Consider the following 15294-nt stretch of genomic DNA (forward strand, 5'->3'; position numbering starts at 1 on the left):
TGTCGTAAGTCTTAACCTTTTTTCTTCTCTTTGTAAGCTGATGGAGGCACTCCCATCGTCTTAGTGAATAACCGGGAGAAATAAAGAGAATCCTCATAGCCTACCAAGGGACTTATTTGGTTAATTTTCAGGTTGGTAAAATCCAGGTAATGACAGGCTTCCTGTATTCTGAGATAGGTAAGATATCGAAGAGGAGAGGAGCCTGTCTTTTCTTCAAACAGATTAGAGAAATAGGAAACCGAGAGGTTTACTTCCGCAGCGATATCTGCCAGACGAATGGTTTTGCTCAAATTTTCTTGCATGAAATGAATCGCTATTTGCACCACATCCTTGCTTCTGCAACCATTGCGCATGGAACCGCAATCCCGATATTCACCAATAAACTTCATGGAACCTAAAAAATGGAAAAGACTGGTAGTGGCATAAAGCATATAATTCTTGCTATATCCGGAGCTGATGGACGAGTAGATTTCTTCGAAGAGTACTAATCGTTCTTTGATTCGTGAATCCTCTTGTGGAGTGATGTCTTTCGGACGGTCAAAACCGGCACTGAAAAATGCAGCTTTTGTTCCATTGAAATGGATCCAGTAAATAGTCCAGGGATTTTTCTCATTACTGCCATAAGCATGTGCCTGATGTTCGGGTAGAATGAAAAATTGGTTGGCGGTAACTGCATATCGATATTTGTCTAATTCGAACCACCCTTCTCCCTCCATACAGTAAATGAGGATGAACTCGGTCGCTTCCTCGGTGTCACGTTTCCGGTAATGAAAACAGGCATGAGGATAATATCCTATATCTGTAATGTAAAGTTCGCTGCCTAGCGGATCTTGCTTTAATTCTTCAATCAGAAAAGTTGGGAGCACGATGGCGCGTTCTCCTTTAAATCCCTCTTTAATTCGTGGCATATATCCATGTATTAGAATTGGATAACAAAGATAGCAGACTTCCTCGACTTTACCTACAATACAGGCCTGATTTCGATGGTTTTGAGGCTATAATCGTCAATTTTCTTATTTTATGGCGCATTTGAGTCGGAATTTTTGAGGTTCTCTCCCTATCTTTGCACTATAATTTTAATCGATAAATAATACCATGAAAGAAAGATTGCTCTTCTTGATATGTTTTTTATGCATGTCATTTATGTTAAAAGCGGCGGATAAGCCAGTCATCAAAATTAGTACAGAAAATGTAGACCTTATTTACCGGGTTGGTGATAACGGACGTCTATATCAAAGTTATTTGGGAAAGAAGTTGAATCATGCTACAGATATTGTCCACTTGCCACAGGGCAGCGAAGCATATCTTACTCATGGCATGGAAGATTATTTTGAACCGGCTATTCATGTAGTGCATAATGACGGCAATCCTTCTACTTTATTAAAATATGTATCTCATACTCGGAATCAAGTGTCGCCGGGGGTAGATGAAGTGGTGATTACCATGCAGGATGATAAATATCCTGTCACTGTAAAACTTCATTATGTGGCTTACCAGAAAGAAAATCTGATAAAGACTTTCACTGAAATCAGTCATCAGGAAAAGAAACCTGTGCAGCTTCATAAGTATGCGTCTTCCATGTTGCATTTGAATCGTGACAACTATTTCCTGACTGAATTCTCGGGAGACTGGGCCAGTGAGGCGCATGTGAAGGAACAGCCTTTGGAATTTGGCAAGAAAACGATTGATACCAAGTTGGGAGCACGTGCCAATATGTTCTGCTCTCCTTTCTTCCAACTTGCATTGGACGGAAAGTCAGAAGAGAACCAAGGTGAAGTGTTAGTCGGAACATTAGGATGGACGGGTAATTTCAGTTTTGTATTCGAAGTAGATAATAAGAACGAACTGCGTGTTATTTCGGGTATTAATCCGTATGCTTCGGAATATAGTCTGAAACCGAATGAAATTTTCCGTACTCCCGATTTTTATTTTACTTACAGTTTTACAGGCAAAGGACAGGCTAGCCGTAATTTCCATGATTGGGCCCGTAAGCATCAGGTAAAGGATGGGAACCAGACTCGTATGACTTTGTTGAATAACTGGGAAGCCACCTATTTTGATTTTGATGAAGCGAAATTGGTGAAGCTGATGGATGATGCGGTAGAACTGGGTGTGGATATGTTTTTGTTGGATGATGGTTGGTTTGCCAACAAGTATCCGCGCAGTGGTGATCATCAAGGGTTAGGCGACTGGGATGAAACGGCTGATAAGCTTCCTCATGGTATTGGTTATCTGACGGAAGCTGCCAGAAAAAAAGGTATAAAGTTCGGTATTTGGATTGAACCGGAAATGGTGAATCCCAAAAGCGAGTTGTACGAGAAGCATAAAGACTGGGTGATCCATCTTCCGAATCGTGACGAGTATTATTTTCGTAATCAGTTGGTACTGGATTTGAGCAACCCGAAAGTGCAGGATTATGTATTCGGAGTCGTGGATAATTTGATGACAAAATATCCTGATATCGCCTTCTTTAAATGGGATTGCAATAGCCCTATTACAAATATTTATTCTGTTTACTTGAAAGACAAGCAGTCACATTTATATATTGATTATGTGCGTGGCCTGTATAATGTATTGGAACGTGTGAAAGCAAAATATCCTAATCTGCCGATGATGCTTTGTTCCGGTGGTGGTGGACGTTCGGACTATGAGGCCTTGAAATATTTTACAGAATTCTGGCCTAGTGATAATACCGATCCTATTGAACGCTTATTTATTCAGTGGGGATTCTCACAGGTGTTCCCGGCCAAGACAATGTGTGCGCACGTAACGACCTGGAATAAGAATAGCAGTGTGAAATTCCGTACGGATGTGGCTATGATGTGTAAACTCGGCTTTGATATAAAATTAGCGGACATGAGTAAGGATGATGAGGCTTATTGCCGTGCTGCCGTACAGAATTATAACCGTTTGAAACCAGTTGTCTTGGAAGGCGATATGTACCGTTTGGTATCTCCTTATGGCAGTAATCATACCTCCACTATGTATGTGGGCAAAGATAAGGATAAAGCAGTGGTATTTGCTTTCGATATTCATCCTCGGTATGCGGAAAAAACATTGCCGGTGCGTTTGCAGGGGCTTGATGCGGACAAAATGTATCGTGTGAAAGAAATCAACCTGATGCCCGGAGCCAACTCTTCTTTATCGGGCAATGGTGAGGTCTTCTCCGGAGAATTCTTGATGAATGTAGGATTGAATCTGTTTACTACACAGCAACTCAACAGTCGTGTAATTGAAGTTGTAGCTGAATGATCGGGGATTGATTGTATATAATTTAGTGTATTGCCTTCATTATTCGTCTTTATGAATGATGAAGGCAATTTTCTTTTCTACAGATGAATGATACTTGGCCGGTTGGATCATGATCTTAATTCATAGAAGATGCCGTGACACATGATAGATCTTCAGGTGTCATCGTTATATATGTTACACTTGTAAGATATATAATCTTTCGGGCTTAAGTTTTATATCAGAGAGGTTCGGGTTTTATATCTTGGGGGAGGTATATATTTATATATATACCCTCCTCCAAATCCGACTTTGTTTCCGTGCCGGAATATCTTTTTTATTCTGAAGACAGCCCCGTCCTTCTGAATTACGTTAACCTGCGCAAATCTACAATAATCAACTATAACCTACAACAACCTACAAGAATCAACTTTTTCTTGGCCCGTCTGTCGTATCTTCGTGTCCATAAACAAAATGAAAATGGAAAAGACAGAAATTTTAAGTCCGGATCATGGTGGTCCGCCTTTTACCGTTATTGGACGATGATCAACGGACGTAATAGTACCGATAAAGAAATCCTTGCAGATAGTGCGGAAACCAAAGCACATGACATGAACCTGTTCCTTTCGACGAAATCAGAGGCCGGTCACGATTGTGCTCCCCCACAGTAATGATATTCTCAGTATGTACTTTGTTTATAGATGTTGGATCGATGTCTTTGTGTGTGATATTTGTCTTCTTGTGTGAGAAATTTTAGAAATCAAAAACAAAATGAACTGTTTTTTTTGAGAAATCTAACAAAAGATATCTACATTTGTGCTATCTTTGTGATAAGTTGGCCTTTTAAGAAAACTTGGGAAAAGCATTTATTATGAATCAATATCCGGATTTTGACCAGAAGTTATATGACGATCTTCGCCGTGGTAAAGAGTATGCCTTTGCCGCTGTCTTTGATCGCTATCATCGGTTATTGTACACCATAGCCTATCGTTTTTTGAAATCGGAAGAAGAGGCGGAGGATGCAGTTCAGTATCTTTTCATGAAATTGTGGGAACAGAGGGAAACTTTTAGTTTTGAGTCGGGTATCCGCAGTTTGTTATTTACTATTTTGAAGAATTATATACTGAATGAATTGAGGCATCGCAGTCTGGTATTCGAGAAGTTGTATGAAATGGCCCAACAGGTGAATGATGAGGACGAAGATGCTTTTTTAACCCGGTTTGAACAGGGTGAACTCAGAAAATACTTGCGGGTTGCCATTGACAAACTTCCTCCTCAGAAACAAAAAATCTGCTTGCTGAAAATAGAATATGGGTTATCCAATCAAGAGATTGCCGACAGGATGGGCATCACTGTCCCTACAGTGAAATCTCATTACACACAGGCTATAAAGGCGCTTCGTAACGAGATTGAATCTTTGATTATGTGGTTTCCTGTAATATGGATTTATTTAATAGACTGAAATGTACTCATACTTTTATCGGAGTGGGGTGTTATTATAAATATACGAAAAAAATAGATTATGAAGATAGATGAATCGGTGATAGATAAAGTACTTGACAACAAAGCTGCTCCTGAAGAAGCTCGGAGAGTTGCCGGCTGGTTCGTTACGGAAGAAGGGCGTAAGTACTTGTCCGGACGATTGGACCGCGAGATGGAAGAGCTTGCAGAAGAGGTGCCGGAAGATGTCCGGCCTCCTTCTATTCGCGGCATGAAGATGAAACAGCGGTTTATGAGTGAGATAAAACGTGAGCGTGAAAGAAGGCCGGCCGGCCGTAAGTGGATGTGGGTGGCGGCTGTACTGTTGCCGTTTGTTTTCTTAAGCGTCTCCTTGTTGTTTTTGGCGAACCGGACGGGGATTTTCTCGGAAACGGAGTATGCTGAAATAAATGTTCCTTATGGTGAACAGATACGGGTGGTTTTGCAGGATGGCAGTATTGTGCACTTGAACTCGGATTCCCGCTTGAGGTATCCCAGACAGTTTGGATTGTTCAACCGTACGGTGGAGCTTTGGGGGGAAGGGTATTTTAATGTTGCCAGAGATGAGAACCGCCCTTTTAAGGTGGATTTGCAAGGGGTGGAAGTGAGAGTGACCGGGACCAGATTTAATGTAAAGGCGTATGCTGCCGAACCCAATATCTGGATAACCTTGGATGAAGGAGGCATTCTTTTCAGAGATCATAATGCGAAGGAGTACAGGCTTGTTCCGGGGGAGAGTGCGGAATATAACCGTCACTCGGGAAAATGCCTGATTTCCCGTCCGGATAATATGGAGCAGATTTCGGCATGGCGCTCCAACAGCCTTAATTTTTATCTGACTCCGCTCAATGAGATTCTAAAGGTGATGGAAAGACATTATGACGTTCATTTTATGGTGAAGGACTCTACGGTACTGAAGAACAGGTTTACTCTGTCAACAGGAAAAGTCAACGCGTCGGATGTACTCTATGATTTGGAGACTGTTTCCAATATCTGTTTCACGGAGGTGGGGGACGGTCTGTTTGAAGTGAACTCTAAATGATGGGAACCATAAAGGAAAACAGGGAATAGATGTGAGTGAATACACTTGCATCTATTTTTTTTTCGGAAAAATGAAAAAACGGACTCATACCTTTTCCCGGGTGATGTGTTAGCCTGTATAAGAAATCCTTTTGTTTCAAACTAATTATTGATGAAAATGAAAGCAAGAACCAAAATGAAGACATTACTGCTGTTGGGAGTCCTTTTATTTGGCTTTACTGTTTCAGCACAGTCGCAAAAAGTCTCTTTAGATTTTAAGAATGAGAGAGTGGAAAAAGTACTGGCGTCTATTAAAAGCCAGACCGGTATGAGCTTGGTTTTCAGTGACCAGTTGGTCGATGTGAATCGTAAGGTAACCATGCAGCTCAAAGATGCCACACTGAAGGAGGCATTGACAAAACTTCTTTCAGGAACTAATCTTACTTTTGAAATCAGGAACAACAAAATCTATTTCATCGAGAAGAAAACTGTCTCGCAACCCGGCTCTAAAAAGAAAAGAGTGACCGGAGTGGTGAAAGATGCGATGGGAGAACCTCTGATTGGTGCCAATGTTGTGGAAAAAGGCAGAAGTACCAATGGGGTTATCACCGATTTTAATGGGAAGTTTACGTTGGAAGTGGACGAATCCGCTTCGTTGGTTGTGAGCTATATAGGATATCTGGCACAAGATGTTCCGACAAAAGGAAAAGGGGATTTTCATATTACATTGAAAGAGGACGCCAATACGTTGGACGAGGTTGTCGTTACCGGATATGGGGATTTCAAGAAGGCGACTTATACGGGATCGGCTTCTGTGCTGACTACTGAAAAGCTGGAGGCATTGCCTGTTGTGTCCGTGGGGCAGATGATTGAATCGAATATACCGGGCATCAGTGTGGTTGCCGGTACTTCTTCGCAGCCCGGTGCGAAAACAACTTTACGGGTGCGGGGAGTCGCTTCCATGAATGCTTCTACCGAGCCTTTGTATGTATTGGACGGAGTGCCTATTCCATCTTATGACTTGAGTAACTTTACCAGTATGTCCGATGCGGGAGGAATGGGGTTCATTGAAACGCTGAATCCGGCGGATATTGAGAGCATCACCGTCTTGAAAGATGCGGCATCCGCTTCATTGTATGGTGCGAAAGGTGCTAATGGAGTCGTGCTGATCACTACTAAAAAAGGAAAGGAAGGCAAGCTTCGTGTCAATATGGCGGCGAAATACGGAATCACTGATTTCGCTTATACCTATCGTCCGTTGATGGGAGGCGAGGAAAGAAGGGAATTGATTCACGAAGGACTGGTTAATTTCCAACTGGATAAGGGGGCAAGCGAACAAGAGGCACAGCGGTATGCGGATGCGAATATAGACCAGTACGCCAAACGCCTGCCTCAGGGATATTCGGACTGGGAGAGTGCTTTGTTCAAGAAAGGTTATCAACAGGATTATAACCTGTCTGCCAGTGCCGGCAATCAAAATTCCAGTTTTATCGGTTCTTTGGGATATACCAAGCAGACGGGTGTTTCCCTGAATTCGGAAATGGAGCGCTTTACGGGGCGTGTGGATGCAAGTAACAAGTATAAAAGGGTGGAATTTGGCATGAACGCTTCCTTCTCGTGGACAAAGAACGTTCACTTGCCCGAAGGAAAGTTCTATGGAAGTGCCATTTATGCATCGAAAGTGAATCTGACACCTTCTACTCCTATTTATAATGAAGATGGAACCTATGCCAGCGGTTACCGTGAAAATAACGGTTACAATCCGGTGCTGGAGGCCGAGGTCAATGATTATTATGCCCGGACGGTACGTGCGATGGGTACGGCTAAAATAGCTTATAATGTTTGGGATAATTTGAAGGTATCCAGTGTGTTTACGGTAGATTATTCGTTGACAAAGGACTTTTTCTTCCAGTCTCCTGAGGGACGTGACGGAGCGACTTATCAAGGGCGGGGACGTATGCAGATGACTGACCGTATGCGTTATACTTCACAGAATAATTTGACTTATTCCAAAACGTTCGGCAGGCATTCGGTCAGTGCGGTCGCTGCTTTCGAGGTGATGAAGTATGATTATGAGGATTTGTATGCTGCAAAGAAAACTTACGGGCAGGATATCAACACTTCATTGGGGAACGCAGCCGATCCGATAGATGCGGACCAGCTTTTGCAGGAGGATGCATTGATGTCCTATGTGGCCAGTGTGAACTATTCTTATGGTGATAAATATTATGCCAGCTTCAGTTTCCGCAGGGATGGATCATCCCGCCTGTCTCCCGATACTCGTTGGGGTAATTTCTGGTCCTTGTCCGGTTCGTGGAGGCTTTCTCAGGAGAAGTTCATGCAGCCGTTGAAGTCAGTCTTAAGTGATTTGAAACTTCGTGCTTCCTATGGGGTGAACGGAAATCTTCCCTCTTCATATTATGGTTATCAGAGTACTTATACCACAGGAGCGTTTTATAATGGAAAACCTTCTCCGTGGGAAAGTACATTGGGGAATGAGGAACTTACTTGGGAGAAGAATTATGCATTGAATCTGGGACTGGATATCGGTTTGTTCAGTCGTGTGAATGTTTCCTTGGACTGGTACACGCGTACAACGAAAGATCTGTTGATGAGCAAGCAATTGAATTCCATCAGTGGGTTCTCTTCTCTGCTGACCAATGTGGGGCAGATGCGGAATACCGGTGTGGAACTTGAAGTCCGTTCCAATAATATCAAGACAAAAGATTTCAGTTGGACTACCGCCTTTAATTTGAGCCATAATAAAAATAAGATTCTGAAACTGGCGGATCTGCCCTGGTTTGTGGATGGCAGATATGTGCGTAAGGAAGGTTATCCGTTTAATACGATTTATCTGCGTGAGTTTGCAGGAGTGGATCCTGAAACCGGAAGTGCTTTGTATTATGATAACCGGCAGGATGAGAATGGCGGTTATACCAAAAATACGGTGACAGACCCCGGCAAGGCAAATCCAATTCCGCTGAAAGATATTACGCCCACTATCTCGGGAGGTTTTATGAATACCTTTAATTATAAATTCATTGATTTGTCATTCAATCTATCCTATAGTTTCGGTGGTTATTCGTATGATAATGCGTCCTATATTCTGCAAGATGATGGTTATTCGGTGATAAGCAATAAAAGTACCGAGCAACGCCGCCGTTGGCAGAAACCGGGTGATATAACGGATGTTCCCCGTTTTGTATATGGAAATAAAAAGGGGGGTAACTATAATTCTTCGCGTGCCATCCATTCTACGGATCATATCCGTCTGAAAAGTCTGATATTGGGGGTGAACGCTCCTAAAGCATGGTTGCAGAAATTAGGAATAGGGAATGCCCGTGTTTATTTCTCGGGTACGAATTTGCTGACATGGGCTGCTTACGACCAATATGATCCTGAAATGAGTGGGGTGGTAGGATTCTACACGCCTCCGTTGAAAACTTATGCTTTCGGACTGGAACTTAAATTTTAATCATCAATTACACTAAAAAAACAGAATCATTATGAAGAAAATACTTTTTATTTTAGGATTCGTTTCACTGCTCGTTACCGGTTGTGGTGATTTCTTCGATACAGCTCCCAGCAATAAAATCCCTACTACGATGGCTTTCCGTACAGTAACCGATGTGGATAATGCGGTGAATGGATTGTATGATCTGATGTCGGGGTCCGGATATTACGGGGCTGCTATGTTTGCCTATGGAGATATGAAGGGAGATGATATGCAGAGTTCCGAGGAAAGCGGGGTATGCAATACATGCTATATGTTCAATCATCGCCCTAATAGCTTGAATGCCGGTTCATTGTGGGGACGGCCTTTTTATATTCTTCGTGAGGCGTGGAATATTTTGAATGCCATTGCTGAAGGAAAAATTGAAAGCGGGGATGAAAAGAAGTTGAATGCTTTGAAAGGCGAGACGATGGCGGTGATTGCGCTTTGCCAGTTTGACCTGACCCGTTGCTTCGGCTATCCTTATACAAAAGACAATGGCGTGTCACTGGGTGCTCCGTTGATAGACCATCTGGTGGGGATCCATGAGAATCCTCCCCGTTCCACTGTCGCTCAGGCGTACGATTTTATGATAGAAATGCTGGAAGAGGCGGTCACATTGATGTCTGAAGAGAAAAATAACGGACGTATGAACCGGTATGCGGCCCGTGCGTTGCTGGCCCGTGTTTACCTGTATCATAATGACAACCGGAAAGCGTTTGATATGGCGGACCAACTGATAAAGGATGCGGATGCATCGGGAAGCTATGCTCTTTATCCGCATGAGAAATATGTGGCTGCCTGGTCGGTGGAAGCCAAGTTTGGTTCAGAATCGTTTTTTGAGATAGCCAATAGTGTGGATGATACTCCGGGACGGGATTCATGGGGGTATTTGTTGAACTGGTATGGCTATCAGAAGGGATTTGTCACTCAGAAATATGCGGAGCAGATGCTGGCTGATCCGGGGGATGTGCGCGGGCAGTTGCTGGAGGAGAATAAATATGCGGGAAAAACGGTATGGTGGTTGTACAAACTGAGAGGGACGGATCTGAAGACTGCACCGCTGGAATGTAACAATGTGGTCCTTCGCCTGTCCGAGGTGTATCTGATCGCCGCTGAGGCTGGTTGCAAGTTGGGCGGTGATGCTGCGGTTCAGGGACTTGGTTATTTGAATGAGATTGTGAAGCGGGGTAACCCCGATAACGAAGTGACAATGGCTGACTATACCTTGGACCGTGTGTTGGACGAGCGGAGCAAGGAGCTGGTAGGTGAAGGACATCGTTTCTTTGATTTGCTTCGGAATGGTAAGACCATCATCCGTAAGGGGGGATATCATCTGCCCAGTGTGGACGAAGAGGTGGATTGGGATTTTTACAAGTGTGTGTTGCCGATACCTGAGGACCAGTTTATCTTTAGCCCTGAGATGGAACAGAATTCGGGATATCCCAAGAATTGACACGCTATTAATCATTATTTAAATATATACGTATGAAAAACAGATTGGTAATATTCGTGGCATTTGTGTGCTGCTTGTGTACGATGCCCGGGATAGTACGGGCACAGTTGTCCGTTCATCAGTTTGACCAGCTGATGAAAAAGATTGATGATGTCCTGTGGTACGAGAAAGTGGGTGATATCGCTCATGTAGATAAAGTAATATTGTGTGGGCCGCCGCGTTGGAAGGAGTCTAATCCCACTTCGATGAGCGCCGGTAACGAACTTAAATTCAGAGCATACATTTTTATTCCCAAAAGCGTGGATGAAAACAAGAAATATCCGTTGATCGTATTTCCGCACAGTGGGGTACATGCCGATATGGACACCTATTATGCCCATATCATCCGCGAGCTGATAGCGCAGGAATACATTGTGGTAGCGGCAGATTACCGGGGAAGTACCGGATACGGAGCGGGAACATATAATAATATAGATTATGGTGGATTGGAAAACGAAGACGTGTACATCAGCCGTAACTATATGGTGGATAATTTTGATATTGTGGATGGTAACCGTGTGGGGATCATGGGATGGAGTCATGGTGGTATGATTACGCTGATGAATCTTTTCAATTATCCGGGACAATATAAATGTGGTTTCGCCGGTGTGCCGGTTTCGGATGTGATCATGCGTATGGGATATGCCAGCGACAGTTACCGCAAAATCTTCTCGGCCAAGAATCATATCGGGCAGACTGCCAAGGATAACATAGCGGAATATAAACGGCGTTCCCCTGTGTGGCATGCGGAGAAGTTGAAGGATCCGTTGCTCATCTACACCAATACCAGTGATGATGATGTGAATGTAGTCGAGGTGGAATCAATGATCCGTGCCTTGAAGGCGGAAGGCAAGAAATTTGAATATAAGATATTCGAACGAGCTCCCGGTGCGCATAGTTTTGACCGGCTGGACACGTATGAGTCAAGCAAGATTCGTCTGGACATTTATAAGTTCATGGGTCGTTATTTGAAGCCCAATAAGCCATTCGGCTCGGTGAAAGAATTGCGTAAAGCGGCTTATAAGTTCTGATAATTAACTTGGTGACAGGATAAAGGATGGTCGGTTGCTTCCTGTAAATGGGGCAACCGGCCTTTTTTATTGGCTTTTCGGATGGATAAAGATGAATGAATATTCATCTTGTATGAAAGATAAGCGGAAATATGGATAAAGTGTACGGATAATAAGCGATAATTAAACTTTTTGAATATCTTAGCAGCTTGTTAGCTTTCAGAACGTAGTTGTACATTGGTAATGAGAAATAGATTATGAAAAACACGCGCTTATTATTGGTTGTTTGGATGTTGTTCTTGGTTTTACCTCAGGGGTATTCACAAGAAAAAAAGGAAAATTCATCCATATTGGGACAAGTGAACGGCTTTTTGAGTAAACATGTGAAGTTGACTGCCTACGGTCAGTTCGGTTATAGTTATACGGACAGGAAAGACCTGGATGTGAGGCAGGCGGATAATCAGTTTTTTGGAAGGCTGGGGATGCTGATCCTTTCGGGGGATATCACGGATAAACTGTCGTGGATGGTTCAGTATGAACTGTTTACTTCACAGCTGCTGGAACTCTATGCTTGTTACAAACCGTATTCTTTTTTTCAGGTCAAGATAGGTCGGATGAAGACCTGTTTTACATTAGAGAACCAGATGTCACCTTCGGTTTATGAGACGGTAAACTTCAGTCGTGTGATTGAGCGTCTGGCAGGTTTCAGTGGAGATGTATGTGGGAACCAAGGTGGCCGTGATATGGGTTTGCAGGTGGGCGGTGAGTTGTTCAAGACCTCTTTCGACGATTATTTTCTGGAATATCGGGCAGGTGTATACAATGGTTCCGGACTCAGCATGAAAGATCATAATGATGCAAAGGATTTTGCCACATGGCTTACTGTGCAGCCTGTCAAGGGGTTGAAGGTGGGTGCGTCTGCCTATATTGGAAAATTGAATGCTGACTATACGGTGGTACATGATGAAACGGGGGAAGAAACTATTTATAATGCAAATATGAAGCGTAACCGCATGGCACTGAGTGCCTGTTATCAGACTCCCCGGTTGACTTGCAGGGGAGAATACCTGTGGGGAGAAGATGGTGCGGTCAACCGTCGGGGTTTTTATGCGTTAGGACACTGGTTTGCCGTTCCCTCCCGATGGGCGGTTGTGGCAAAACTGGAGCGCTATGAAGCGGATACGGCAGTCTCTGATTCCGAGATGATCTATACAATAGGAGGCGCTTATCATATAACGCCGAAAACGCGTATCATGCTGAATTATGCGCATTTTAATTATGAAAGGAATGCTTCAGTTAATGAACTTTGGGCGATGCTTCAAATAGGTTTTTGAGAAATAAAATAAGCCACTAATTATTAGCGGCTTATCCTTTACAGTGTCGGAATGAGGCGACTCGAACGCCCGACCCCTACGTCCCGAACGTAGTGCGCTACCAACTGCGCTACATTCCGTTTCTGTTTTGCGTGTGCAAAGGTAAAGCATTTTTTTGAAATCAAAAAGAAATTCGCAGAAAATTTGCAAAAAATTTGTAGAATCAAAAAATATACCTACCTTTGCAACCGCAAACGAGAGACAATGGTGCCATAGCTCAGTTGGTAGAGCAAAGGACTGAAAATCCTTGTGTCCCCGGTTCGATTCCTGGTGGCACCACCCAAGCAAAGATTAAATCGCTAATTCTTACAGAGTTGGCGATTTTTCTTTTAGTCACTACAGGGCGTAGTCACTATAATAGTCACTATCTAAATCGCTATAAACCACGATAAATCGGCTTGATTAAACTGTATTAAAAAGTAGCGTTTAATTCTAAACCCAATTAAATTCTACATTAAATTCTCTGCAAAATAATAGTGACTATCGGCGTGGTGCGCTGAGATAGTCACTATTTTATTTTACATTGTAAGTCGTGTGCCGGACTGACGGTCATCAATGTCGTCGTAGCGGGAGCTGTTGCTGACTTCGTGCTCGCGCTTGTAGCCGGAGGAGCCGGAACTGACATTGAGGGAAGAGAGTGCGTTGGCAAGGTTTAATGCGAACACTTGCGAGATTTCCGGGGAGTAGTCCTGTGGACGGGAAGGGAGAATACGGACTCCGGCTTTGGACTGGGTATTCTGCCTTATCCTCTCTTTAACCGCCTCGGCATCCTTTCGAGTAAGATGCAGCATGGCTATTGACATCAGGAAGTCTTGTCTTGCTTGTTCATCGGCATGTAGAGAGCGGAACTTGGCTTCCTCCTCCGGAGTTAATTCGATCAAAGGCATATAGCCGTCAGTCAAGGCAGCGCGGAGGCAATAGTTGCCGTTTCTATGTTTGACAACTGCCATACTCTTTATCCTCTCTTGATGGTTGTGTATAGGATAGCGCATGAGATATTCGGTCAGTATCTCCTCGGAGAATATCGTGGCAGCTATTGTCAGACCTACATCTTCGCGCTCGTCATCCTTTACGCCGTTATACCATGCGTACTGCCTCGGTGAGATTGGCTTGCTGTACGTCGAGCCGTCTTTGACATTGATGAGCATATAGTTCCCTATGCTGTCTTTGCCCACCTCGACAGTGAACAGGCCGCGGTACACGTCAAGCGGCGATGGTTTCCTCTGTGGCTTGATGGCGAAATCAACAAGCTCCGACAGTTTCATCACCTTGCTGCCGTCGAAGGCAATCTTTTCGGCATGGTCGATTATACTGTAGCCTCTCACCCTGCCGTCCTTGTCCTTCTGGAAACTGATGTCTATGCCAAACTTTGTCTTGAGAACATCAATGAGAGTCTGTATGCGCTGGCAGTTCTCCTCGCTCAACGGCTTGCCGTGGTTGTCAAGTATTTTGCGGATGTCGGTGTTCAGCTTTGCCTTTACCGGCTTTCGCTTCTTACCTTTTGACACTTTGACATTATCGACACTTTGACATTTTCCCTCGGCTATCTCGCTCTTGTATTTCCGGATTATGGCACGAAGCTGCGTAGCGCGGTCTTTGCGCTTGGGGCTGTTCCTGGTGATTCGATTGAGAATGTCGCCGATGGCGATATTTCCGGCATTGCCGCCACACTTGAACAGACGGTATCCGTCGAGCGATTTCTCTATCTTGTAGCCATGAGTCTTGACGATATTGGCAAACTGCCTCTCCGTTTCGTAGTCGTAGCTGAGAATCCGGTTAATATCTTTCTTGATGTCAGGAGATAGTATGCGGTTGGCACACTCGTTAAGCCTGTGCCTGTCCTGATGGTCAGATATGGCATAACCGTTTGGCTTTATTCTCGTCGAGAGAATATGCACATGGTTGTTGCCGGTATCATGATGGGCGTAAACAAAATACGGCTGATGGGCATATCCCATACCCACCATAAGCTCTCGCGCGAAGTCGGTGAGTTCTTCAGGCGACATGGCGCGTCCTTTCACAGATGCTGACACATGGAACTGGAAACGAGTCGTCTTTGTGTTGCCGTAAGTCTTAGAGTTTTCCTTCAGATACCTTTCGACTTCAGCCGAGGCATCAAGGCCGAAGCGGTGCAACGTCTCGACATTGTGACGCAACGCCTCGCTGACGTTCTCCATCGCCATAAGGGTTGCCACG

Annotated in this window: 9 protein-coding genes and 2 tRNA genes; 8 read left to right on the top strand and 3 right to left on the bottom strand. The window is 44.0% G+C overall.

Features of this window, described 5'->3' with window-relative positions; genetic code table 11:
* Window positions 1–11: 11 nt before the first annotated feature.
* Window positions 12–908, bottom strand: coding sequence for an AraC family transcriptional regulator (locus tag ACYQ0C_RS01575; protein WP_016275308.1), 897 nt, complete (start codon window positions 906–908; stop codon window positions 12–14).
* Window positions 909–1095: 187 nt separating this feature from the next.
* Between ACYQ0C_RS01575 and ACYQ0C_RS01580 the strand changes: the two genes are divergently transcribed.
* The 7 genes from ACYQ0C_RS01580 to ACYQ0C_RS01610 all read left to right on the top strand — a co-directional run bounded on the left by ACYQ0C_RS01580 (window position 1096) and on the right by ACYQ0C_RS01610 (window position 13059).
* Entirely contained in the window at window positions 1096–3252 is a 2157-nt protein-coding gene (locus ACYQ0C_RS01580) for an alpha-galactosidase (RefSeq protein WP_016275309.1), read from the top strand.
* Between the two features lie 847 nt (window positions 3253–4099).
* A complete protein-coding gene (locus tag ACYQ0C_RS01585; RefSeq protein WP_016275310.1) occupies window positions 4100–4690 on the top strand; it encodes an RNA polymerase sigma-70 factor in 591 nt (196 codons plus the stop codon).
* 60 nt (window positions 4691–4750) lie between these two features.
* Window positions 4751–5749 carry a FecR family protein gene (locus tag ACYQ0C_RS01590; RefSeq protein WP_016275311.1) on the top strand — a complete coding sequence of 333 codons (999 nt, stop codon included), beginning with the start codon at window positions 4751–4753 and terminating at the stop codon, window positions 5747–5749.
* A 156-nt stretch (window positions 5750–5905) separates the two neighbouring features.
* Window positions 5906–9202: a TonB-dependent receptor gene (locus ACYQ0C_RS01595; RefSeq protein WP_016275312.1), complete on the top strand. Its 3297-nt coding sequence runs from the start codon at window positions 5906–5908 to the stop codon at window positions 9200–9202.
* A 31-nt stretch (window positions 9203–9233) separates the two neighbouring features.
* Complete coding sequence (locus ACYQ0C_RS01600) at window positions 9234–10676, top strand: RagB/SusD family nutrient uptake outer membrane protein (RefSeq protein ID WP_025076765.1); 1443 nt, start codon at window positions 9234–9236, stop codon at window positions 10674–10676.
* 32 nt (window positions 10677–10708) lie between these two features.
* Window positions 10709–11746, top strand: a complete 1038-nt coding sequence (locus tag ACYQ0C_RS01605; protein ID WP_016275314.1) for an alpha/beta hydrolase family protein — start codon at window positions 10709–10711, stop codon at window positions 11744–11746.
* 236 nt (window positions 11747–11982) lie between these two features.
* Complete coding sequence (locus ACYQ0C_RS01610; RefSeq protein WP_016275315.1) at window positions 11983–13059, top strand: porin; 1077 nt, start codon at window positions 11983–11985, stop codon at window positions 13057–13059.
* Between the two features lie 46 nt (window positions 13060–13105).
* On the opposite strand, the gene ACYQ0C_RS01615 is transcribed toward ACYQ0C_RS01610, so the two are convergent.
* Window positions 13106–13178: transfer RNA gene (locus ACYQ0C_RS01615), tRNA-Pro, on the bottom strand.
* Window positions 13179–13304: 126 nt separating this feature from the next.
* Here ACYQ0C_RS01615 and ACYQ0C_RS01620 point away from each other — a divergent pair.
* Window positions 13305–13377, top strand: a tRNA-Phe gene (locus tag ACYQ0C_RS01620).
* A gap of 239 nt (window positions 13378–13616) precedes the next feature.
* On the opposite strand, the gene ACYQ0C_RS01625 is transcribed toward ACYQ0C_RS01620, so the two are convergent.
* Complete coding sequence (locus ACYQ0C_RS01625; protein ID WP_159106251.1) at window positions 13617–15275, bottom strand: relaxase/mobilization nuclease domain-containing protein; 1659 nt, start codon at window positions 15273–15275, stop codon at window positions 13617–13619.
* Between the last annotated feature and the right edge of the window lie 19 nt (window positions 15276–15294).

It is taken from the genome of Phocaeicola sartorii JCM 17136 = DSM 21941 (genome assembly GCF_054653615.1).

Excerpts from the sequence above, each read along its gene's own strand:
- ACYQ0C_RS01575 (WP_016275308.1), bottom strand. The coding sequence starts at position 908 with ATGCCACGAATTAAAGAGGGATTTAAAGGAGAACGCGCCATCGTGCTC.
- ACYQ0C_RS01610 (WP_016275315.1), top strand. The coding sequence starts at position 11,983 with ATGAAAAACACGCGCTTATTATTGGTTGTTTGGATGTTGTTCTTGGTT.
- ACYQ0C_RS01580 (WP_016275309.1), top strand. The coding sequence starts at position 1,096 with ATGAAAGAAAGATTGCTCTTCTTGATATGTTTTTTATGCATGTCATTT.
- ACYQ0C_RS01625 (WP_159106251.1), bottom strand. The coding sequence starts at position 15,275 with ATGGAGAACGTCAGCGAGGCGTTGCGTCACAATGTCGAGACGTTGCAC.
- ACYQ0C_RS01595 (WP_016275312.1), top strand. The coding sequence starts at position 5,906 with ATGAAAGCAAGAACCAAAATGAAGACATTACTGCTGTTGGGAGTCCTT.
- ACYQ0C_RS01605 (WP_016275314.1), top strand. The coding sequence starts at position 10,709 with ATGAAAAACAGATTGGTAATATTCGTGGCATTTGTGTGCTGCTTGTGT.
- ACYQ0C_RS01585 (WP_016275310.1), top strand. The coding sequence starts at position 4,100 with ATGAATCAATATCCGGATTTTGACCAGAAGTTATATGACGATCTTCGC.
- ACYQ0C_RS01590 (WP_016275311.1), top strand. The coding sequence starts at position 4,751 with ATGAAGATAGATGAATCGGTGATAGATAAAGTACTTGACAACAAAGCT.
- ACYQ0C_RS01600 (WP_025076765.1), top strand. The coding sequence starts at position 9,234 with ATGAAGAAAATACTTTTTATTTTAGGATTCGTTTCACTGCTCGTTACC.